A 20574-nucleotide genomic window follows, 5' to 3' on the forward strand; every position below is an offset into this window, starting at 1 on the left:
CTCAGGCCAGGTCGACCACGATGGGCGCGTGGTCCGACGGGCCCTTGCCCTTGCGGGCCTCGCGGTCCACGTACGCCGACCGCACCCGCCCGGCGACGCCCGCCACCGCGTACACCAGGTCGATGCGCATCCCCATGTTCTTGTGGAACATGCCCGCCCGGTAATCCCAGTAGGTGAACGGGTGCGGCCCCTTCATCGGCTCCGGCACCACGTCCCTCAGCCCGAGCGCGCGCAGCCCGGCCAGCTCCTGCCGCTCGGCCGGGGTGACGTGCGTCGAACCGACGAACACGGACGGGTCCCACACGTCGGCGTCCGTCGGCGCCACGTTGAAGTCGCCGCACGCCACCACCGCGTGCCCGGCCCGCAACTCGGCCTGCACCGCCTCCCGGAACGCGCCGAACCAGGCCAGCTTGTACGTGTAATGCGGCGAGTCGACCGTCCGCCCGTTCGGCGCGTAGATCGACCAGACCCGCAGCCCGCCGCAGGTCGCCCCCACCGCGCGCGGCTCCGGCGTGGCCGTGACGACCCCCTGCGCCGAGTCGAACCCCGGCTCGCCCGGGAACCCGCGCGACACGTCCGCCAGCCCCACCCGGGACAGCAGCGCCACCCCGTTCCACCGGCCGTCGCCGTGCGCGGCCGTCTCGTACCCGAGCGCGGCCACCTCCTCCACCGGGAAGGCGTCCGCCGGGCACTTCGTCTCCTGCAGGCAGACGACATCCGGCTCCTTCTCGGCCAGCCAGTCGAGCAGCCGGGGCAGCCGGGCCTTGACCGAGTTCACATTCCACGTCGCCAGGCGCATGCCCCCAGCTTGTCAGAGCCCAGCGACGGCGTCGCACGCCCTCACCTGAGTCGTCCGTACAGCCCGCGGAGATACCGCGGTACGGCTCTTGAGCGGTTGTGACGGGGCCGCCACGCCGTGTCACCGGCTGCCTTGATCGTGCTGAAGTGCGCATCTAGCCTCGTTCGCGGGTGATCGAACCTGTTCGGCGGGGGGAACTTCATGGCAAGGACGAACAGCAGGATCGCGGTGACGACGGCGGCCACCCTGGCGGTGTCCGTCCTGACCGCGCCGGCGCCGACGGCGGCGGTGCAGAAGCAGCGATGTCCGCTGATCTTCGGCCACGGAGGCTATCCCAAGGGCCCGGACGCCACCGTGAAGGACCGCATCCGGCAGGCGAACAACCCCAGCGCGCTGCGCGACATGCGGCGCTGGGGCGCCGACGGCGTCGAGGCCGACGTCCAGCTCACCAAGCGCGGCACCAAGGCCGTCATGTGGCACAACACCACCACCAACGGGCTCAACGGCCCCCGCCGGGCGATCACCGACCTCTACTGGAAGACCGGCCCCGGCGCGCTCAAGTTCCGGCGGATCTCGCGTGGCCCCTACAAGGGAGAGCGGGTCTACACGCTGCGCTCGTGGCTCGACTACGCGGCGAAGCTGCGGCTGATCGTCCTGCTGGAGGTCAAGCCGATGGCCAAGCGCATCCTCGCGAGCAAGACCTACGGCAAGGAAGCGTGGCGGCAGCTCTCCGGCCCCATCCTGGAACGGCAGAACGACCAGCCGATCATGGTCTACTCGTTCGACCCGTGGATCCAGGAGCAGTTGTCCAAGCGCCACCCGTCGCTGCTCAAGGACGGGCACGCCCGGTGGACCGACGGAGTGTCCTGGGACGAGCCGCCGCCCGGCTGGAAGGGCAACACCACCCGCTGGCAGAGCATCTTCAAGCTCCGCCCGTTCAGCGTCATGACCAACTACCCGAAGCAGTACCGCCGCTGGATGGAGCGCCGGTGCACCTGACGGGCTACCCGACCGGGCAGAAGTCGTTCAGCTCCCTTACGGCACGGTCCATGTCGTCGGCGGTGCCGCAGCGCAGCAGCTTGGTGTAGAGGATGTCGCCCGCGGCGGCGCCGCGGCGGATCGCCAGCGCGCGGGCCGTCATCCGGGCCTGGATCTCCTTGACGATCACGTGCGGGTCGCCCCGCCAGCCGTACTCCGACAGGAACAGCCGCAGCCGCCGGGGCCTGGCGTCGAACGCGGTGAAGCCTTCCGATGCCGCCACGTGCCGCGAGTGCAGAGGCACCCAGCTCAGCGCCACCCACGCCACGTCCGACTCCACCGAGGCCGGGGCGGCGAAGTCCCAGTCGAAGAAGCCGTTCAGGCGGCCGTCGTGCCAGGCGGCGTTGAACGGGCTGGCGTCGTTGTGCGCGATGATCAGGCCGGGCCGCCACCGGCCGCCGCCGCGCCAGGCCGCGCCGGGCGGCGGCACGAATCCGGCCACGGCCTCGTGGTAGTCGCGCAGCCAGCGGGCCACCTGGCGCAGCGCGTTCTCCGTACGCGTCCACTCGGGCCAGATCTGGCGGCTGCCCAGCGTCTCGCCTTCGAGGTAGGTCAGGACCTCGCGTCCCCGGTCGTCGATGCCGAGCACGCGCGGCGCCCCGGCGAAGCCGGCCCGCTCCAGGTGCCTCAGCAGTTCGTGGACGGCCGGGGTCCATGCTCTGACGGCCCTCCTGACCGTCGCGCCCATGCGGACCGCGCCCCCGTCGTTGCCTCCGTCGAGGCGAGTCTCCACCTCACCCACCTGCCTCTGGGCTCGCCTGAACGCCACAGCCCAGGCTCTCAACAGGCGCGGGAATCTCCAAGAAGGGGATTTGCCAACATCCCGTCTTTGTCCACATGTGGACACGACAAAACGCCAGCTATGTGGCGCGCCAACTTATATCGCTCTTATTCGTCTTTTACAAGATCTTGTCAGGGCAATCCGGGCGGTGTACCTCTTGCGATGCGGGTGAACCGCGCGTCCCGGGCATCACTGGAGGAACCCTGTGCCGACCACACCCTGGTTACGCAGCACTGTGATAGTCGCCGCCACCGCGGCGTTAGTCCTTCCCCTCGCCACCCCGGCCATCGGCGAACAGCACGAAACCGCCGCGAACAACGCCGTCGTCCACGACTTCCAAGCCGAAGAGCACGGCAAACCCGACGTCGACAACCGGCAGGGAACGGTCCCGCCCCCGATCTCGGCCAACGCGCGCACCGCCGCCCCCGACGCCACCATCCGATGGAACGCTCTCGGAACCCCGGCCGTCGTCACCTCCGCGCAGCCGCTCGCCGAAGGACTCGGCGCCGACCCCGAGCAGGCCGCCCGCGCCTACCTCAAGGCCAACGAGCGGCTGTTCGGCCTCCCCGCCGAGCAGGTCGACGCGCTGGAGACGGTCGCCGTCAACCCGATCGGCGAGGGCCACGCCGTGCTCCTGCGCCAGCGCTTCGGCGACCTGCCCGCCGGCGTGGACGGCATGGTCGCCGTCGGCGTCCGCGACGGAGCCGTACGGCACGTCACCTCGACCCTGTCACGTGACACCTCCGCGCCGCCCGCCGCCGCCATCACCGAGCAGCAGGCGCTGGAGATCGCCGCCACCGACGGCGAGATCGACCTGGCCACCGCCGTCACCCAGCGGGTCACCAAGGTCGCGGTCCCCGCCCCCGACGGCGTGCACAGCGCCTACGAGGTCGTCCTGATCGGCGGCACCGACGGCGACCCCGCCGCCTACACCACCCACGTGGACGCGGTCAGCGGCCGGATCCTGGTCCGCGAGAACCTGGTCGACCACCACCACGACGGCGACAACCCCAAGTGGGACGTCTTCCCGGCCAACCCGCCGGCCAACTACTCCTCCCGCGACACCCGGGAGACCTGGTGCCACCGGAACGAGCGCGGCTGCGACTACGTCCCCGGCGGCGACCCGGCCACCGGCAAGGCCTGGGACGTGGACCACGAAACCGGCGAGTCCTCCCACAGCAGCCTCGGCAACGCCGCTCGCACGTACGAGAACCGCGCCAGCGGCGACCCGTTCACGGTCGGCACCCGCAGCAACGTGCTCACCCCCGACCGGAACTACCGGTACCCGTGGCGCAACACCTGGTTCGAGGCCAAGTGCGACCCGGCCGTGCTCGACCAGCCGGGCGAGGCCGACCTCGAGGCCGCCATCGCCAACCTGCACGTGAAGCATCAGCGCATGCACGACTGGTCCTACAAACTCGGCTTCACCGAGACCGCGTGGAACATGCAGCAGGACAACGGCGACCGCGGCGGGCTCGGCGGCGACCCCGAGCAGGGCAACGCCCAGGCCGGCGCCCGCGACCTGACCGTCCGCGACAACGCCAACCAGATCACCGGCCCCGACGGGGTCGCCCCGATCACCAACATGTACCTGTGGCAGCCGATCGCCGGCGCGTTCTACGCGCCCTGCGTCGACGGCGACTACGACATGTCCGTCATCGGGCACGAGTACAGCCACGCCATCTCCGGCCGCATGATCGCCGGACCGGACGCCGGCTGGAGCGGCTCCCAGGCGGGCGCCATGAACGAGAGCACCTCCGACCTGTTCTCGATGGAGTACCTGTACGAGTACGGGTTCCGCCCCGCGGGCAAGACCCCGTACGTCACCGGCGGATACGTCTCCGGAGACCCCGAGCGCGGCATCCGCAACTACGACATGTCCAAGTCGCCGCTGAACTACAGCAACGTCGCCTACGACCTGGTCGGCCAGCAGGTGCACGCCGACGGCGAGATCTGGTCGGCCACCCAGTTCAGCGTCCGCGAGGCGTTCCTCAAGCGGTACGGCAAGGGCACCGCCAAGCAGCAGCGGGAGTGCGCGGACGGCAAGCGGCCGGTGGACAAGTGCCCCGGCAACCGGCGCTGGGTGCAGCTCTCCTTCGACGCGCTGCTGCTCATGGCCTCCGGCGCGGTCAGCTATGTCGACCACCGCGACGCGCTGCTCGCCGCCGACTCCATCCGGTTCGGCGGCAAGAACCACGACATCATGTGGCGCGCGTTCGCCGAGCACGGCCTGGGCGAGGGCGCGTCCAGCAACGGCGGCAACGACCCCGACCCGACGCCGAGCTTCGCCGACCCTGAGGGCCGCAACGGCTCGCTGAAGCTCAAGCCGCTCGGCGAGGCCAAGGACGCGGCGCTCCGCCTGTACGTGGGCGACTACGAGGGCCGCGCGGTGCCGGTCGCCGACACCGACCCGGCCACCGACCTCGGCGACACCGTCGAGATGACGCCCGGCGTGTACGACCTGCTGGTCACCGGCGACGGCTTCGGCCACACCCGGCTCAAGGGCGTGGTGCTGCCCGGCGTCACGCTGCCGCTCCCGCTCGCCCTGACCCGCAACCACGCCTCCGCCGCCTCCGGGGCCACCGCCACCGGCGACGGCGTCAACCACGACAAGCTCATCGACGAGACGGAGGCCACCAACTGGGCCTCGCTCACCGGCGCCCCGGCCGGCAAGTCGGTCGTCGTGGACCTCGCGGGCGACCGGCCCGTCAAGATCCGCCGGGTCCAGGTGAGCGCCATGCTCAGGCCCAACGTCAACGACCCGGCCGACCCCGGCGGGCAGAACCGGTTCTCGGCGCTGCGCTCGTTCGAGGTGCTGGCCTGCGCCAAGGACTGCGCCGACCCGGCCAGGTTCAAGAAGATCTACACCAGCAAGGCCGACGCCTTCGACACCTCGCGGCCCCGGCCGCGCGGAGCCGACCTGCTCATCAGGTCGTTCCGCGTGCCCGCCACCGACGCCACCCACCTCATGTTCCGCGCGCTGACCACCCAGTGCACGGGCAACCCGTTGTACGCGGGAGAACAGGACGAGGACCCCAACTCGGCGACCGACTGCGGGACGGCCAGCCCGTTCCGCGACCAGGTCAGAGCGGCCGAGTTCCAGGCGTTCTCGCACTGACCCGGTGACGCGCGGGGCCGGGTGACCGGCTCCGCGCCGTCGTCTCCTCCGGGGCCGGTTCATCCGTGAATCTCGGGTGAGTCGGCTTCCGGCGTCGTGCCCCGGCGCCGGTCCGGCGGGTGATCCCCGCCGCCGGCGCCGTGGCGGGCTCACGTAGGATGGAACGGTGTTCTGCAACGTCAGGGACGGCGTCGTGCCGGAGAGGAACGGATGAGGCTCACGCTCGGCTCCCGGACGTTCGGCGAGGCGCCGCTGGTGATGGCGATCGTCAACCGTACTCCCGACTCCTTCTACGACCGCGGCGCGACGTTCGCCCGTGAAGAGGCGCTGCGCCGGGTCGACCAGGTGGTGGCCGAGGGCGCCGACATCGTCGACATCGGCGGGGTCAAGGCCGGGCCCGGCGGCGAGGTCGACGTGCGGGAGGAGATCGAACGCACCGCGCCGTTCGTGGCCGAGGTACGCGAGCGCCACCCCGACCTGGTGATCAGCGTCGACACCTGGCGTCACGAGGTGGGCCGCGAGGTCTGCCAGGCCGGGGCCGACCTGCTCAACGACGCGTGGGGCGGGGTCGACCCCAAGCTGGCCGAGGTGGCCGCCGAGTTCGGGGCGGGGCTCGTGTGCGCCCACACCGGCGGCGTGCAGCCGCGCACCCGGCCGCACCGGGTGGAGTACGACGACGTGATGGCCGACGTGATCGAGCGGACCGTCGCGCTGGCCGAGCGGGCGGTGGCGGCCGGGGTGCCGCGTGACCGCATCCTCATCGACCCGGCCCACGACTTCGGCAAGAACACCTGGCAGTCGCTGGAGGTGACCCGGCGCGTCGGCGAGATGGTCGACACCGGCTGGCCGGTGCTGGTGTCGCTGTCCAACAAGGATTTCGTGGGCGAGTCGCTCGGCCTGCCCGTGGGGGAGCGGTTGATGGGCACGCTCGCGGTGACGGCGCTCTGCGCCTGGCAGGGGGCGCTGGTGTTCCGGGCGCACAACGTGCCCGAGACGCGGCAGGTGCTCGACATGGTGGCGGTGACCCGGGGGGTCCGGCCGCCCGCGCGCATCGTGAGGGGGCTGGCATGATCGTCGCCGCTGCCACCGTCCCCGGCGCTCCGTTGCTGCTGCCCGGTGTCACCGGCGGGCCCGTACGGGAGGTCGAGAAGGCGCGCGAGGCGATGGCGGCGGCCGTCACCGTGCTGCTCGACCAGGGCGTGGAGGAGATCGTCGTGGTGGGCGGTGCGCCTGCCACCCGCCCGTACCCCTCCGACGCCCCCGGCCCCGAACACCGCGTGGCCCCTCACCCCGCCCGGCGGCCTTGCGGTGGTGGGGGATCTGCTCCCGGGGAGGTTCTGCCCGTTTCGCTGGCCGTGGGGCGGTCGCTGCTGGACGGGTGCCCGGTGCCGTGGACGTTGCGCGGGGTGGGCGAAGGCGAGTCACCCGACCGCTGCCGGGCTCTCGGGCGCGAGCTGGGCGCGGGTGAGCGGCCCGCGGGGCTGCTCGCCGTCGCCGATGGAAGTGCCCGCCGTAATGAGAAGGCTCCCGGTCACTTCGACCCGGCCTCGATCGAGATCGACACCCGGATCGGGACCGCGCTCGGGGCTGCCGACGCCGGTGCGCTGCTGAGCCTGGATCCCGCCGCCTGCGAGCGCGTCCTGGTCGCCGGGCGGGCCGCCTGGCAGGTCATGGCCGCCGCCTGCGAGGGCCGGTCGTGGCAGGCGCGGGTCTTGTACGAGGAGGACCCGTTCGGCGTCGCCTACTGGGTCGCCACCTGGACCTGACCGGTTCCCCACGTTGACGTCCCACACCCGGTCGCCGGTGCGCTGCCGGTCCAGGGTGACGCCTTCGAAGGTGGTGAACGGGTAGGTGACCGCGCTGCCCGAGCGGGGCCCGGGGAGGCGGCCCATGCCGTTGGCGTCCAGCCCGTACCCGTAGCCCGCCACCTGGTGGGCCTGCCGGATCGGCGCGCTCCGCCGCCACTCGGCCACGAACTCGCCGGCGTCGTGACCGTACTGGGTGACCATGCCGCCGAGCGCCCAGATGCGGTCCAGGTAGCGCTGGTCGGTCCAGCTGTGGGAGGAGACGACGCCCGGGTAGGCGGCGGCTTCGAGCAGGTCGAGGGCACGGCCGGCGGCCTTGACGCTCATGTGGTCGATCTCGATCAGCATGCCGCGTCGCATCATGCCCTGGACCATGTGCTCGCCGAGCGAGGTGAGGCCGCGGGTGTTGCAGTGCGGCGGCGCGGGATAGGCGGGCAGCGAGATGCCGGGCGGCAGGAGCCGGGCGATCTGGCCGGGCAGCACGCCCGCGGGTTCGATGGTGTTGTCGTGCTCGGCGGTGGCGCAGGTGCGGGCCTGCCAGAACCGGCCGGTGCCGAGCAGGTTGCCGATGTTCACGATCGCGCCCTGGGTGCCGGAGTCGAACCGCACCCCGCAGAGCGCGTTGTCGTACTTGTGGCAGACGAACATGCTCCGCACGCCCAGCTCGTACATCTCGTCCAGGCCGCGGCTGAGCGCGATCAGCGAGCCTCAGAGGACGACGGCGGTCAGGATCAGCCCACGCCCCGCCATCCAGCGCCCCGGGAAGACCTCCAGCCCCTCGGGCCCGTCCACCAGCAGGCGGGCCGAGAACGTCCCCCGGTCGGGGTCGAAGTCGATGACCGCGTCCTCGAAGCCGAGCCACCTCCCGGCCAGCGGATACCACGCCTTGTAGACGGACTCCTTGGCGGAGAACAGCAGCCGCTCCCAGTGGACGCCCGGACGCGACGCCTCCAGGGCCCGCAGCGCCTCGCGCTCCTCCGGCAGCGAGACCATGTCCAGCACGCCGCCGGTCAGCGGCGCGTTCGGCTCGGCGTCGATGCCGATGCTCCGCACCTGGCCCAGCCTGCCCAGCGCCGCGCCCCGGTACCCCGTGCAGTGCGTGATGCTGCCCACCACCCCCGCCGGCCACAGGGGCTCGCCGCGCGGGCCGGACGGCAGGGGAGAGGCGGGCAGGCCGAGCTTGCCGAGCGCCTCCCGCGCGCAGTGCCGCCCGGTGGTGAACTCCCTGCGGCGTTTGTCCACCGCCCGCTCGATCAGCCGCTCCTCCTCCGGGAAGAGCTTCACATCCGGCGGGTCGTGGAAGAAGTCGACGGCCACGACGCCGGCCGGGAGGATGGCCTCGATCACGCCATCCCCCGCGGGGGAGCCAGGAAGTTCAGCACGCCGCACATGCTACTTCGGGGCGTTCATCCGGAGATATGGTGCTGCGATGTCCATTCGGTTCATCGGTGCCAATCCGTGCGTCACCCTGTCCGCCTCGGGCGAGCGCGTCGCGTTCGCCTCCGTCTGGCGGGCCGACTGGTCCGAGCGGGGCAGCGGGCGCGCGCTCGTCCTCTGGTACGGGGGAGCCACCCGCGTCGTCGCGCCCGACGCCGCACTGGGGCGGTGGCTGGCCCAGAGCTTCACCCGGCACTTTCCCGAGGTGCGCGGCCTGCCGTGGCCCGAGCCCGAGATCACCCTGGCCCCGGTGGGCCTGGAGCTCGACCTGGAGGCGGGCATGCGGGCGGTCGCGGCCGACGTGGTCGTGGAGATCCCGGGGCCGCCGCTGGAACGCCGGGCCGTCCGCGTCGAGTCCTTCGACCTCGGCGGCGAGCCGCACCTGCTGACCAACGTCTACATGCCGTGCGCCACCGGCGCTGTCACGATCGGCGGAGTCCCGGTGGCTGCGGATGCGGCGGACGCGTTCCTCGCCGACGCCGAGGTCTGGAGCCGCCCCTGACCGGTCAGGAAGCGGTCCAGGGCGGGCCGTCGAGCCGTTCGCCGTTGTGCAGGGCGGTGAACAGCCGCTCCCACATCGGCATGACCACCTCGGGCGAGTAGCTCTGCGCGGTCTTGGCCGCGGCGGTGCCCAGCCTGCGGCGCGCGTCGATGTCGCCCATCAGCTTCGACAGCTCGGCCCCCAGCGCCTCCGGGTCGCGCGGCGGCACCAGGATCCCGTCCACGCCGGGCGTCAGCACGTCCGCGGGCCCGGTCGGGCAGTCGAAGGCCACCACCGGCAGCGCGTGCCCCATCGCCTCGATCATCGCCATCGGCAGGCCCTCGATGCGGGAGCTGAGCGCGTAGATCGACGCCGCGGCGAACTCGTCGTTGATCTTCTCGGTCCGGCCCATCAGCCGGAACCGGCCCGTCAGCCCGGCCTCGTCGATGCGCTGCTGCAGCTTCTCCTGGGACGGGCCGGTGCCGAAGACCTTGAGCTGCCACTCCGGGTGCTGGTCCGCGATCGAGGCGTACGCCTTGATGAGATAGTCGAAGCCCTTCTGCTTGACCAGCCGCCCCACCGCGATCACGACCGGGGCCGAGTGGTCGGAGGGGGCGCGCCCGGCCATCGGGATGCCGTTCGGGATGCGCACGATGGGGGCGCCCGGCAGCGCCTCCAGGTACTCCCTCCGGCTGGTCTCGGTCAGCACCACCACCGCGTCGAAGCGGTCGTAGTGGCGGGCGATCTCCTCCCGTACCGGCTTGCGGTACGAGCCGAGGTTCATGTGGTCCTGGGCCACCCGGATCACGCCGGAGGTTGCCCGGCGGGCGGCGATGAGGTTGAGCGCGGGGCGGGTGGTGACCAGGATGCCGTCGCTCAGCGGGCTGACGTACTCGATGACCGCGCGTTCCACGCGCTCGGTGAAGTAGCTGGCGGCGAACTCGCCCGCGGGCACGATCTTGCCGCGCGCCCGCCGCCAGACCTTGCGGGCCAGGGAGTCGGTCTCGACCGCCTTGCGCTGATCGACCAGGGCCCAGACCTTGACGCGCGGATCGATGTCGAACTGCGGGCTGGTCCGCCTCCGGACCACGCTGACGATCTCCACGTCGTGGCCCGCCGCCGCCATCGCGTTCGCCTGGTTGACCACGGTGCGAATGGTCCCGCCCATGCCGTAGGCGTGCAACAGCATGTACCGGATCTTCATGTCTTGCGTCTCCGAGGCACGTCTCATCCTGGTGGCGTCGCGGGGCCACCCCTTTATGCGCAATGAGGCTAGTGCCTCTTGCTGGGTGTTCACTGTCAGCGTGAGCGGACCGGCGACACCGTCCGGCAAGAGTACTGATATTTCACACCACTTGGTGATCTTTGGGCACCGCGTGCTCAGGGATGGATGGACCGGTGCAGCAGGGCCCAGGCCCGCCCCGCCACCTCGGCCCGCTCCTCCGCCGGCCTCCCGGACAGCACCCCGGCCAGCAGGCGGGTCACCCGCGCCCTCGCCGCCGCCATCCGCTCCTCGGACGAGGTCACCGGATATCTACAGGCTGGATGCCTCGTTCTTCAGGGCGGGCAGGAAAGCCGGAACGGCCAGGCACTTCTGTCTCCCGGTTTTGTCGGTGGCGGTCGGTAGTTTGATCGGCGTGTCCCGCTACCGGCTCCAGCCTTCGCCTGCCCAGGAGCAGGCGTTGCTGGAGCATTGCGGGCATGCCCGGTTTGTGTGGAATCTCGCGGTTGAGCAGCACGCGCTGTGTCGGCGGCCCTGTCCACCGGCGAGCTGTTGAACGCTCCCGGTCTGTGTGATGCGGAGAAGGCTCGCCTGCTCAGGTTGCTGCGTAAGCTGGCGCGGGCCGAGCGGGGGTCGAACCGGCGCGGCAGGGTCAAGGCCGCCATCGCCCGGCTGAAGGCGCGCGAGAGCGACCGGCGTAAGGACTGGGTGGAGAAGGTCAGTACGGGCCTGGCCCGGCGCTTCGATGTGATCGCCGTCGAAAACTTGAAGATCCCTGCCATGACCCGGTCGGCGCGTGGCACCGTGGAGGTGCCGGGCCGGAACGTGCGGGCCAAGGCCGGGCTGAACCGGTCGATCCTGGCGGCCGGATGGGGCCGTCTTGCGACCTCCTCCTCGTGGGGTAGTCGCGGTTGGAATCCCCATGCTTCGGCTTCAGCGCGGGAGGATGTCAACATGTGGATGAACGCCGCAGTCGCCGGGTCGGCGGCCAGCGACTCCAACTCGGCGAGGTTGCCCTCGAACACCGCCGTCGCCAGGCTCGCCCGGTCGGGAAGTGACGGTAGAGGCTGCCCTGCCCCACCCCCGCCGGGGCGCGCGTCCGGCGTCTTGCGGCGAAATGTCCTTTGCCGCGGAAGGCCGAGCCCGGCGCCCCCACGTCGAAGGGGTCACGGGGAGGAGGCGGAGGAACGGGGCGAACCGAGGGCGCGGGAGAGAGCGCGGGCGGTGGCGTGGAGCGCCGGGGCGAGGGCACGCGGCTCGGCACCGGCCGCCGGGACGACGACCGAAAGAGCCGCCACCACCGAGTCGTCGGAGCCGCGCACCGGAGCGGCCACGCTGATGAGCGGCCCGGGCTCGGACCGCTCGACCACCGCCAGCCCCGTACGCCGCACCTCCGCCAGCGTCCGCCGCAGCGCCGCCGCCGAGACGGGCACCCCTTCGGGCTCGTGCACCAGAGGCCCGGCGAGCACCCGGTCCTGGAAGCCGGGCTCGGCATAGGCCAGCAGCACCAGCCCGACCCCGGTCGAGTGGAGCGGCAGCCGCCCGCCGACCCGGTAGAGCACGTCCACGGCGTCCCGGGCCGACAGCCGCTCCACCAGCAGCGCCTCCGCCCCGTCACGCACCGCCAGCAGCACATGCTGGTGCGTCGCCTCGTACAGGTCCTCCATGTACGGCAGCGCCGCCTCACGCAGCCCCTGCCCGCGCGGCGCGAGCGAGGCGAGCTCCCACAGCCGCAGCCCGATCACGTACCGGCCGTCGCCGTCGCGTTCGAGCGCGCCCCAGTGGACCAGCCGGCGGGCCAGCCGCAGCGCGGTGCTCGGCGGCGTGCCGGTGGCCCGGCTCAGCTCGGCCAGGGTCATCGCCCGCCGGGTCGCGGAGAAGGCGGCGAGCAGCGCGAAGGCCCGGTCGATCACCGGGGCGCCCTGCGGCGGGCGGCGTCCACGGGTCATCCGGGCAAGTGTGCCATTGAATGAAATCCTCCCTGGTGCGGGCATCGCCCACCCCCTAAGGTTTGCCGATCAAGACCAGACAGGGAGGCCAGGATGACCGCGGATCCCGCACCCGACCGGCTCGGCGAACTGCTCACCCAGGTCCTCGGCTCCGTCGGAGGCGAGGACCCCCGGCTGCGCGACCTGGTCGGCGGCCTCGTCACCCACCTGCACGCGTTCGTCCGCGAGCAGCGCCCCACCGAGGCCGAGTGGCTGCGTGCCGTCGACTTCCTGGTCCGCACCGGGCAGGCCTGCACTGACACCCGCAACGAGTTCATCCTGCTGTCCGACATGCTGGGCGTCACCTCGGCCGTCGACGAGGTGAACCACACCGGCCCGCCCATGATGACCCCCAGCTCGGTCGAGGGCCCCTTCCACGCCCCCGCACCGCCCCGCCCGATGGGCGCCTGGATCGCCGAGGGCCCGGAGCGGCGGCGCGGCGAGCCCACGGTGGTGCACGGCCGGGTCACCGACTGCGACGGGGTGCCTGTCGCAGGGGCGGTGCTCGACATCTGGCAGGCCAACGACACCGGCCTGTACGACAGCCAGGACCCCGAGCAGCACGACGGCAACCTGCGCGCCCTGCTGACCACCGGCGACGACGGCACGTACTGGTTCCGCACCGTGAAGCCGAGCAGCTACCCGGTGCCGACCGACGGCCCCGTCGGCGAGCTGCTGCGCGCGATCGGCCGCCACCCGATGCGGCCCGCCCACATCCACATCAAGATCCACGCGGCCGGGCACCGGCCGCTCACCACCCACCTCTTCGTCGCCGGAGACCCCTACCTCGGCTCCGACGCCGCGTTCGCGGTCAAGGACGCGCTCATCGCCGACTTCCGGCCGTCCACCGACCCGCGCTTCGGGATGGACGGCCCGTTCCTGGCGGCCGAGTTCGACATCCGGCTGGTCAAGGAAGGAGACCCGCGGTGAAGCTCGTCGGGCTGGCCGGGCACGACGGGGCCCGGCACGTCACGGTCGGCGTCCTGTCCGGGGACACGGTCACGCCGCTCGCCGAGGTGACCGACTTCTACAGCGACGTCCCGTACTGGCTGGACCGGGCCCGTAAGGCGGGGCCGGGCGGGGTGCCGCTGGCGGAGGCGGAGCTCGCGCCGCCCGTGCCGCCGTCGGCGCGGGTCCTGTGCATCGGGCTCAACTACCGCGCGCACGCCGCCGAGGGCGGGTTCGAGCCGCCCGCGCACCCGACCGTGTTCGGCCGGTGGACGGCCTCGCTCTCGGTGACCGGCGTCCCGGTGCCGGTGCCCGCGGGCGAGCCGGGGCTGGACTGGGAGGGCGAGGTCGCCGCCGTCGTCGGCGCGCCGCTCGCCGACGCGGACGAGCGCGAGGCCGGGGCCGCCGTCCTCGGGTACGCCGCGTTCAACGACATCACCGCCCGCACCGCCCAGAAGCTCACCAGCCAGTGGACGCTCGGCAAGAACGCCGACCGCAGCGGCCCGCTCGGCCCGATCGTCACCGCCGACGAGGCAGGCGGCCTGGAACAGGGCCTGCGCGTCATCACCCGGGTCAACGGAGAGGTGATGCAGGACGGCGACACCCGTGACATGATCTTCACCGTGCCCCGCCTCCTCTCCCGCATCAGCGCCACGCTGACCCTGAACCCCGGCGACGTCATCGCCACCGGCACCCCCGAGGGCGTCGGCTACGTCCGCACCCCGCCCCGGCTCCTCACCCCCGGCGACGTGGTCGAGGTGGAGGTCGAGCGCCTCGGCGTCATCCGTACGCCGGTCGTCAGGAGGACCGCGTGAGCAGCGTCATCATCGCGGGCGGCGGCCCCGCCGGGCTGGCCGCCGCCGTCGAGCTCGGCAGGCGCGGCATCCCCACCACCGTGGTCGAGCCGCGCACCGCCATCGACCACGACCGGCCGCGCGCCAAGACCACCAGCATGCGCACCATGGAGTACCTGCGCCGGTGGGGGCTCGCCGACCGGCTGCGCGCCGCCGCCCCGCTGCCGGTCTCGTGGTCGCAGGACGTGCTGTTCTGTACGAACCTGCTCGGCGTCGAGCTCACCCGCTTCCCGCACGCCTTCGGCCTCTACCCGGAGCGCGACGAGCGCTGGGCGGAGCCGGGCCAGCAGGTGCCGCAGCCGATCATGGAGCGGGTGCTGCGTGAGGCGGTCGCCGAGTTACCCGCCGTCACGTTCCTGACCGGCCGCTCGGTCACCGCGATCGACCAGGACGCCGACCGGGTCCGCGCCACCCTCTCGGACGGCACCACCCTCGAAGCCGGCTACCTGCTCGGCTGCGACGGCGCCGCCGGGGTCAGCCGCGAGGCCATCGGCGCCTCCTACGAGGGCTCCTCCGGCGAGCGGCCCAACCTGAGCGTCGTCTTCCACTCGCCCGGCCTGGCGCAGAAGACCCCGCTCGGCCCGGCTGTCCAGTACTGGGTGATCCACCCCGAGGTGTCCGGGCTGATGGGCCGGATGGACCTGGACGACAAGTGGTGGGCGATCCTGGTCGGGGTCGACGTGCGCACCGCCGACGTCGACCCGGTGCGCATGGTGCGCGTGCTCATCGGCGCCGACCTGCCCGTCGAGGTCGTCAGCACCGACCCGTGGGTGGCCCGGATGCTCCTCGCCGACCGCTACTCCGCCGGCCGGGTCTTCCTGGTCGGCGACGCCGCCCACCTCAACCCGCCGTGGGGCGGCCACGGCTTCAACACCTGCGTCGGCGACGCGGTCAACATCGCCTGGAAGCTCGCCGCCGTCCTCCAGGGCTGGGGCGGGCCCGCGCTGCTCGGCAGCTACGAGGCCGAGCGGCGGCCGGTCGCCGCCCAGACCATCGCCGACAGTTCCGCCCAGGAGAAGCTGCTCGCCCCGTCGTTCGCCGACCGGCCGCTCACCGGCTCCGGGCCCGAGGCCGAGCGCGCCCGCGCCGAGACGGCCGCCGCGCTGCGGGTCAAGGCGGGCGAGTTCTACAGCGAGGGGCTGGTGCTCGGCTACCACTACGCGGACTCGCCGATCGTGGTGGACGACGGCTCGCCCGTCCCGCCGCACACCCCGCGGGAGTACCACGGCTCCGGCCGGCCGGGCGCGCGGCTGCCGCACGCCTGGCTGCCCGGCGACCGGTCGGTGTACGACACGCTGGGGGAGGGGCTGACCCTGCTGCGGCTCGCGCCGGAGCCGGTCGCGCCGTTCGAGGAGGCGGCGCGCGCCCTCGGGGTGCCGTTCGCGGTCGTCGACCTGGCGGACGCGGGGCTGGCCGGCCGGTACGGGGCCTCGCTCGTACTGGTCAGGCCCGACCAGCACGTGGCCTGGCGCGGCGAGGGCGGCGACCCTTCCGCGATCCTGCGGACGGCGCTCGGCTTCACCGGCGGGTGAACCAGACGCTGACGTCCTCCAGCCGGTCGGCCGGGCCCTCGGCGAGCACCCGCACGGTCTCGCCGTCCAGCCCGGCCAGGACCAGCCGGCCCCGCCCGCGGCCGGTGACCGCGTCCCCCTTCTTGATCGACAGCAGCAGCCGGCGGCCGTCGCGCGACCAGACCGGCACCATCGTCGTGTCGGGCTTCCGCACGGTCTGCACGGTGAAGGACTCGCCGGTGGACAGGTCGCGGACGCGGACGTGGTCCATCTCGGAGTTCTGGAACTTGACCCACGGGTTGAGCGCCACCCACCGCCCGTCCGGCGATACCCGGGGCTCCTCCGTCTGGCCGACCTCCTCGAACCGGCCGGAGGCGTCCCTGACGAACGCCTTGAAAGGCGCTTTGGCCTGCAGATAGGCCGTCAGCCGTACCCGGTCCTGGGGGTGCTCGTGCAGGGTGGTGCCGATGTCGGGCAGCTCCACGTCGTCCGACGCCTCCGGCGGCACGCTGGCGACGGGCGCGGTCGTCACGCTCGGGGTGACCGGCGGAGCGGAGGAGATGACGGGGGCCGGCGAGGCGGACCCGGCCAGCACGGCACCCGTGCGCGGCGGCGCCAGCGCGTACACGGCGACGCCGGACAGCATCGCCCCGGCCGCGAACGCCGCCACCGCGATCAGCGGCCCGCGCCGCACCGGCTGCTGTTCCGGCTCACTCTCGGGCCGGGGACCGTCGGGGCCGAGCACCACGTTCTCCGGCCGTACATCCCCGTGCATGGCGCCGGCCTGGTGGATCGCCACCAGCGCGGTGGCCGTCCCCACCGCGAGCCGGTGCAGCGCCGCGTCCTTCAGCCGGGTCCCCGCCGCCGTCACCGCCGCGAGCGCGGGGCCGTCGATGTACTCGCTCACCACGTACGGCCGCCCGTCCGCCGTCCCCGACCCGAGCACCCGCGCCGAGCAGAACGCCGACACCTCCCGGATGGAGGCGACCAGCCGCAGGAACCGCTCCCGGTCGATCCCCGGACGCAGCAGCTTCACCACCACCGGCGGGCCGTCCTCCACGCCCTCGGCCAGGTACACCTCCGCGCCGAGCCGGCCGATCAGCCGGTACGGGCCGACACGCGCCGGGTCTTCCTCGCGCAGCGGTAAGAACTCGGGCATCCCCGTTTCTCCTCCCGGCCGGGGCACAGTGCCGCGTGGATCACAAATTATGAGTCCTCGCGGGCCCCCTGTGCAGACCCTTTACCGCCCCGCCTGACACCTAAAGTCCCCGATGCGCCCGCACCGCCCCGAACGCCATCACACCCACGCCCAGCGCCGTCCCGCCCAGCACCAGCCCCGCCCCGCCGCCGGTGATCAAGGGAGCGACCGCGGTGACCGCCAGCACGCCCGCGGCGGCGTACGCGTAAGGCGCGAACCTGGCATGCACCTCCCGCCACGCCTCATCGCTCGCCGTAGACGTCTTCGTCCGCACCCCGAACAGCGGATTGCGAGGTAACCGCCGCCGCTCACCGAGCAGCCCCAGCACCAGCAGCATGATCGCCACCACCCCGAAGACGCCCGCGATGGTGATCTGCTCTTCCCAAGACACGCTTCCGCCTCCCGCCGGAGAAGGTGATCACCCGCGCGCTGTCACGTCCGTCCGGGGAAGCCCTCTCCCGCGTACGCCGTCACGTCCGCCCGGGAAGATCCTCTTCCTCGCACGCTGTCACGGCGGCGAGGCGGTGTCCAGAAGGTACGTCAGGCCCGGCCGGCAACCCGGGCCGCCGCGGCGGCGAGCAGGTGTTCGTCGCCCGGGCGGCAGACGAGCTGGAGCCCGACCGGAAGCCCGCCGACGCTGCCCGCCGGGACGCTCAGCGCCGGGAAGCCGACCACGTTCCACGGGCAGGTGAACGCCAGCAGCGCGGCGCGGACCCCGATCTGCCGCCCGTCCAGCACCGCCTCCCGCTGGAACAGCGGCGGAGCGGTGAGCGGCACGGTCGGCAGCGCCAGCACGTCGTGCCCCGCGAACAGCTCCTTCGCCGCCTCGGCGAGCCACTCCCGCTCCGCGACCGCCCGGCGGTACTTCCAGGCCGGCACCTCCATCGAGTTCCTGAGCCGGTCCAGCACCTCGGCCCCGAACAGCTCCGGCGCCTCCGCCACGCGGTCGGCGTGCACGTCGGCGGCCTCGGTCATCCCGATCGTCGCGTACACGGCCCGGAACGCGTCCGCCACCCCCGGCGGGAACACGACCTTCTCGGTCGTCCCCGCGGCCTCGGCCGCGACCCGCAGCACCTCCGGGTCGCAGGCGTAGAGGTCGGTGGGGTCGAGCCAGGCCACCCGGGGCGCGGCCTCGCTCTCCGGCACGTCCCGCCCGCTCAGCAGCCCATAGGAGAGGAAACACTCCTCAGCAGTACGAGCGAGCACCCCCACATGATCCAGGCTCGGCGACAACGGGAAGACACCGTCGGCCGGAATCGCACCGTACGCGGGCTTGAACCCGGCCACCCCGCACAGCGCCGCCGGGATGCGCACCGACCCGCCGGTGTCGGTCCCGACCGCCAGCGGCACCAGCCCGGCGGCCACGGCCGCGCCGCTGCCTCCGCTCGACCCGCCCGACATCCGCTCCGGGTCGTACGGATTGCGCGACGGCCCGGCCGCCGACTGATCGCCGGTCGGCCCGTACGCGAACTCGTGGGTCGTGGTCTTGCCGATCATCACCGCCCCGGCCTCGCGCAGCCGCGCCACGCACACCGCGTCGGTGTCCGGCACGTACCCGTCGAAATGCCGCGACCCCATGGTGGCGGGCTGCCCCGCCACCATCACCATGTCCTTGACCCCCACCGGCAGCCCGTGCAGCGGCCCCCGGTCGGTGCCACCCGCCAGCTCACGGTCCGCCTCGCGCGCCGCCGCGAGCGCGCCCTCGGCGTCCACGCTCACGAAGGCGTTCAGTACGGGGTCGATCCGGGAGATGGCGTCGAGCGCGTCCCGCACCAGCCCTTCGGCGGTCGTGCGGCCCGCGCGCAGGTCGCGGCCCAGGTCGTCGATGGTGCGGCCGGCGAACGGCCCGTGCGGGGTCTGCATGCCATCCCTTCTAGCATGCCGGGTGACGACGACCAGGAGGGGGCGGGCCGTGTCCCCCGCACCCGGTCCGCCAGACTGAGCCGCGTCGGGGTGACGCGGTGCTCGTGCCGGTGGCGGGGAGCCCGCATGAAGGTGACCGCCGCCATGACCAAGATGACGGGGAACGCCATGCCGAGTGAGTTCACGGTCCCGCATCGTGATCCTGGCCCGATCGGAAGTCGATGAGATACGGGATACGTGAGTTCGAGCTCACGCTGATGCACCGGATGCGCGACGTGAACGCCCCCCGGGTGGAGGAGGCGCTGCGCGACATGGGCGCCACCCCGGCCGAGCTGCGCGCCGCCCACACTCACTGGACCAGGCTGACCCACGCGAAACGGGCGCCGAAGGGGCTGACGACGCTGCGCTGGGCGCTCGGCCCGCCGGACTTCCGGGGCGAGCGGCCGATCGGCAGCCTGACGTGCGAGGTCGCCCAGTGGGTGCTGCCGTCCTGGCCGGAGCTGCGGTTCGAGGCGCTCGCCGGTCCCGGCGGGGAGCTGTGGAACCAGTGGTTCGTCCGGCCCGGCGGCGCCAAGGCGGTCACGTTCGACGAGCTGGAGCCGTGGACGTGCGTGGTGGCCGACATCGGGGCGGGCTTCCCGGGCGCCACCCTGCTGGAGGGCGGCGCCCCGCACCACTGGGCGGCCGACTTCGCGCACGCGGGCGTGACCTACCGGGCCCGCTTCGTGTACGGCCTTCTCCAGGGCGTCACGCCGTGACGAAGTCGGCGATGAGCACGGTGGCGTCCCCCTCCGGCTCCACCACCGACAGCTCGTCGTAGAGCCGGTCCAGGCAGGCGGCCGGAGAGCGGCCGTCCGTGAACAGCTCCGTCATCCGCTCCTCGCCGAGCGCGTCGCCCACCCCGTCGCTGACCACTACGACGCGGTCGCCCTGCCGGAGCGGCACGCTGCCGAGCTCCGGCCCGGCGGCCTGGCCCGCCGCCGTCACCCGCCGTGGCCGCCCGCCCTTCGGGCAGTGCCAGATCCCGCCGCCGCCGACGTGGGCGTACCGAAGGCGCGGGCTCTCGCCCGTGTCGAGCACGATCAGGTCCAGGCCGGGCGCGGGCTCCCCGTCGCCGGCCGCCGGCGCGCACCCGCCCAGGTCCTCCCCACCCGCCCCGGCCACCTGCGGCCAGGCCGCGACCACCGCGCCCAGGGCCCGCGCCGCCGCCCCGTGACCGGCCCGGCCCCCGCCGTCCGCCACCGCGATCAGCCGCTCCTGGATCACATAGACGTCGGACGGGCGGCCGCGCGAACCCGCGTACGTGCCGCCCGTGGCCGACAGCCTCGGCCGGGCCACCGGAATGTCCGGCGGCCACGGCCCCCGCCTGCCGCGGACCGCCATCACCGACAGGCAGGAGATCAGGATCGAGATCGAAATGAACGTCATGTGAGGTCCCCCCTCGGTCGCGGTGATCGCGACACGGCCAGTACACGCCCACCACCACGGAACGGCATGACGGTCGATCAGCCGTCATGCGGGCGGGGGACGC

The 20574-nt window shown here is 72.9% G+C and carries 20 protein-coding genes and 1 pseudogene; 10 read left to right on the forward strand and 11 right to left on the reverse strand.

The features are described 5' to 3' along the window. Position 1: 1 nt before the first annotated feature. The gene (locus tag AB0J42_RS08700) at positions 2 to 799 is read right to left on the reverse strand and encodes an exodeoxyribonuclease III (RefSeq protein ID WP_364290434.1); all 798 of its coding nucleotides are present in this window, start codon (positions 797 to 799) and stop codon (positions 2 to 4) included. Positions 800 to 1000: 201 nt separating this feature from the next. On the opposite strand from AB0J42_RS08700, the gene AB0J42_RS08705 reads away from it, so the two are divergent. After that, positions 1001 to 1798 carry a glycerophosphodiester phosphodiesterase family protein gene (locus tag AB0J42_RS08705; RefSeq protein WP_364290436.1) on the forward strand — a complete coding sequence of 266 codons (798 nt, stop codon included), beginning with the start codon at positions 1001 to 1003 and terminating at the stop codon, positions 1796 to 1798. A gap of 4 nt (positions 1799 to 1802) precedes the next feature. Here AB0J42_RS08705 and AB0J42_RS08710 read toward each other — a convergent pair whose 3' ends face one another. After that, entirely contained in the window at positions 1803 to 2570 is a 768-nt protein-coding gene (locus AB0J42_RS08710; RefSeq protein WP_364290438.1) for a phosphotransferase, read from the reverse strand. Between the two features lie 253 nt (positions 2571 to 2823). On the opposite strand from AB0J42_RS08710, the gene AB0J42_RS08715 reads away from it, so the two are divergent. Together AB0J42_RS08715 and folP are read left to right on the forward strand one after the other, a co-directional pair. Further along, positions 2824 to 5736 carry a M36 family metallopeptidase gene (locus AB0J42_RS08715; protein WP_364290440.1) on the forward strand — a complete coding sequence of 971 codons (2913 nt, stop codon included), beginning with the start codon at positions 2824 to 2826 and terminating at the stop codon, positions 5734 to 5736. 210 nt (positions 5737 to 5946) lie between these two features. Continuing rightward, positions 5947 to 6807 carry a dihydropteroate synthase gene (folP, locus tag AB0J42_RS08720; RefSeq protein ID WP_364290442.1) on the forward strand — a complete coding sequence of 287 codons (861 nt, stop codon included), beginning with the start codon at positions 5947 to 5949 and terminating at the stop codon, positions 6805 to 6807. 350 nt (positions 6808 to 7157) lie between these two features. Here folP and AB0J42_RS08725 read toward each other — a convergent pair whose 3' ends face one another. Together AB0J42_RS08725 and AB0J42_RS08730 are read right to left on the reverse strand one after the other, a co-directional pair. After that, a complete protein-coding gene (locus AB0J42_RS08725) occupies positions 7158 to 8213 on the reverse strand; it encodes a hypothetical protein (protein ID WP_364290444.1) in 1056 nt (351 codons plus the stop codon). 36 nt (positions 8214 to 8249) lie between these two features. Further along, positions 8250 to 8888, reverse strand: coding sequence for a 4'-phosphopantetheinyl transferase superfamily protein (locus tag AB0J42_RS08730; RefSeq protein WP_364290446.1), 639 nt, complete (start codon positions 8886 to 8888; stop codon positions 8250 to 8252). An 82-nt stretch (positions 8889 to 8970) separates the two neighbouring features. Between AB0J42_RS08730 and AB0J42_RS08735 the strand changes: the two genes are divergently transcribed. Continuing rightward, positions 8971 to 9480, forward strand: a complete 510-nt coding sequence (locus tag AB0J42_RS08735; protein ID WP_364290447.1) for a hypothetical protein — start codon at positions 8971 to 8973, stop codon at positions 9478 to 9480. Positions 9481 to 9484: 4 nt separating this feature from the next. Here the strand turns inward: AB0J42_RS08735 and AB0J42_RS08740 are convergent, their stop codons facing one another. Further along, complete coding sequence (locus tag AB0J42_RS08740) at positions 9485 to 10663, reverse strand: glycosyltransferase family 4 protein (RefSeq protein ID WP_364290449.1); 1179 nt, start codon at positions 10661 to 10663, stop codon at positions 9485 to 9487. A 176-nt stretch (positions 10664 to 10839) separates the two neighbouring features. Beyond that, a complete protein-coding gene (locus AB0J42_RS08745) occupies positions 10840 to 10986 on the reverse strand; it encodes a hypothetical protein (protein ID WP_364290451.1) in 147 nt (48 codons plus the stop codon). Between the two features lie 110 nt (positions 10987 to 11096). Here AB0J42_RS08745 and AB0J42_RS08750 point away from each other — a divergent pair, with 110 nt between their 5' ends. Both AB0J42_RS08750 and AB0J42_RS08755 read left to right on the forward strand, forming a co-directional pair. Continuing rightward, positions 11097 to 11237, forward strand: coding sequence for a helix-turn-helix domain-containing protein (locus tag AB0J42_RS08750; protein WP_364290453.1), 141 nt, complete (start codon positions 11097 to 11099; stop codon positions 11235 to 11237). Continuing rightward, positions 11204 to 11461, forward strand: a pseudogene (locus tag AB0J42_RS08755) (transposase); the annotation flags it as partial. The gene AB0J42_RS08750 and the pseudogene AB0J42_RS08755, both read left to right, overlap by 34 nt. A 386-nt stretch (positions 11462 to 11847) precedes the next feature. On the opposite strand, the gene AB0J42_RS08760 reads toward AB0J42_RS08755, so the two are convergent. Then, positions 11848 to 12630 carry an IclR family transcriptional regulator gene (locus AB0J42_RS08760; protein ID WP_364290455.1) on the reverse strand — a complete coding sequence of 261 codons (783 nt, stop codon included), beginning with the start codon at positions 12628 to 12630 and terminating at the stop codon, positions 11848 to 11850. 93 nt (positions 12631 to 12723) lie between these two features. On the opposite strand from AB0J42_RS08760, the gene AB0J42_RS08765 reads away from it, so the two are divergent. The 3 genes from AB0J42_RS08765 to AB0J42_RS08775 are packed head-to-tail and all read left to right on the forward strand — an operon-like array spanning position 12724 to position 16003. After that, the gene (locus AB0J42_RS08765) at positions 12724 to 13599 is read left to right on the forward strand and encodes a dioxygenase (protein WP_364290457.1); all 876 of its coding nucleotides are present in this window, start codon (positions 12724 to 12726) and stop codon (positions 13597 to 13599) included. Continuing rightward, entirely contained in the window at positions 13596 to 14432 is an 837-nt protein-coding gene (locus tag AB0J42_RS08770) for a fumarylacetoacetate hydrolase family protein (RefSeq protein ID WP_364290459.1), read from the forward strand. The genes AB0J42_RS08765 and AB0J42_RS08770 overlap by 4 nt, the downstream gene beginning before the upstream one ends. Beyond that, entirely contained in the window at positions 14429 to 16003 is a 1575-nt protein-coding gene (locus AB0J42_RS08775) for an FAD-dependent monooxygenase (protein WP_364290461.1), read from the forward strand. Before AB0J42_RS08770 ends, AB0J42_RS08775 begins: the two co-directional genes overlap by 4 nt. Here the strand turns inward: AB0J42_RS08775 and AB0J42_RS08780 are convergent. The 3 genes from AB0J42_RS08780 to AB0J42_RS08790 all read right to left on the reverse strand — a co-directional run bounded on the left by AB0J42_RS08780 (position 15990) and on the right by AB0J42_RS08790 (position 19043). Continuing rightward, a complete protein-coding gene (locus tag AB0J42_RS08780) occupies positions 15990 to 17141 on the reverse strand; it encodes a hypothetical protein (RefSeq protein ID WP_364290463.1) in 1152 nt (383 codons plus the stop codon). The genes AB0J42_RS08775 and AB0J42_RS08780 overlap by 14 nt on opposite strands. A 100-nt stretch (positions 17142 to 17241) precedes the next feature. Continuing rightward, positions 17242 to 17571: an SdpI family protein gene (locus AB0J42_RS08785; protein ID WP_364290465.1), complete on the reverse strand. Its 330-nt coding sequence runs from the start codon at positions 17569 to 17571 to the stop codon at positions 17242 to 17244. A gap of 149 nt (positions 17572 to 17720) precedes the next feature. Then, positions 17721 to 19043 (reverse strand): amidase, encoded by a 1323-nt coding sequence (locus AB0J42_RS08790; RefSeq protein ID WP_364290467.1) that lies wholly within the window; start codon positions 19041 to 19043, stop codon positions 17721 to 17723. Positions 19044 to 19264: 221 nt separating this feature from the next. Here AB0J42_RS08790 and AB0J42_RS08795 point away from each other — a divergent pair, with 221 nt between their 5' ends. Beyond that, positions 19265 to 19801, forward strand: a complete 537-nt coding sequence (locus AB0J42_RS08795; RefSeq protein ID WP_364290468.1) for a hypothetical protein — start codon at positions 19265 to 19267, stop codon at positions 19799 to 19801. Here AB0J42_RS08795 and AB0J42_RS08800 read toward each other — a convergent pair. Continuing rightward, a complete protein-coding gene (locus tag AB0J42_RS08800; RefSeq protein ID WP_364290470.1) occupies positions 19791 to 20471 on the reverse strand; it encodes a hypothetical protein in 681 nt (226 codons plus the stop codon). The two genes, AB0J42_RS08795 and AB0J42_RS08800, sit on opposite strands and share 11 nt — an antisense overlap. Positions 20472 to 20574: the final 103 nt, after the last annotated feature.

The organism is Nonomuraea sp. NPDC049649, from assembly GCF_040675175.1.
Taxonomy (GTDB): domain Bacteria; phylum Actinomycetota; class Actinomycetes; order Streptosporangiales; family Streptosporangiaceae; genus Nonomuraea.

Coding starts and splice junctions, on each gene's coding strand:
- AB0J42_RS08700 (WP_364290434.1), bottom strand. CDS start 799: ATGCGCCTGGCGACGTGGAATGTGAACTCGGTCAAGGCCCGGCTGCCC.
- AB0J42_RS08705 (WP_364290436.1), top strand. CDS start 1,001: ATGGCAAGGACGAACAGCAGGATCGCGGTGACGACGGCGGCCACCCTG.
- folP (WP_364290442.1), top strand. CDS start 5,947: ATGAGGCTCACGCTCGGCTCCCGGACGTTCGGCGAGGCGCCGCTGGTG.
- AB0J42_RS08725 (WP_364290444.1), bottom strand. CDS start 8,213: ATGTACGAGCTGGGCGTGCGGAGCATGTTCGTCTGCCACAAGTACGAC.
- AB0J42_RS08735 (WP_364290447.1), top strand. CDS start 8,971: ATGTCCATTCGGTTCATCGGTGCCAATCCGTGCGTCACCCTGTCCGCC.
- AB0J42_RS08740 (WP_364290449.1), bottom strand. CDS start 10,663: ATGAAGATCCGGTACATGCTGTTGCACGCCTACGGCATGGGCGGGACC.
- AB0J42_RS08760 (WP_364290455.1), bottom strand. CDS start 12,630: ATGACCCGTGGACGCCGCCCGCCGCAGGGCGCCCCGGTGATCGACCGG.
- AB0J42_RS08765 (WP_364290457.1), top strand. CDS start 12,724: ATGACCGCGGATCCCGCACCCGACCGGCTCGGCGAACTGCTCACCCAG.
- AB0J42_RS08780 (WP_364290463.1), bottom strand. CDS start 17,141: ATGCCCGAGTTCTTACCGCTGCGCGAGGAAGACCCGGCGCGTGTCGGC.
- AB0J42_RS08790 (WP_364290467.1), bottom strand. CDS start 19,043: ATGCAGACCCCGCACGGGCCGTTCGCCGGCCGCACCATCGACGACCTG.
- AB0J42_RS08795 (WP_364290468.1), top strand. CDS start 19,265: ATGAGATACGGGATACGTGAGTTCGAGCTCACGCTGATGCACCGGATG.
- AB0J42_RS08800 (WP_364290470.1), bottom strand. CDS start 20,471: ATGACGTTCATTTCGATCTCGATCCTGATCTCCTGCCTGTCGGTGATG.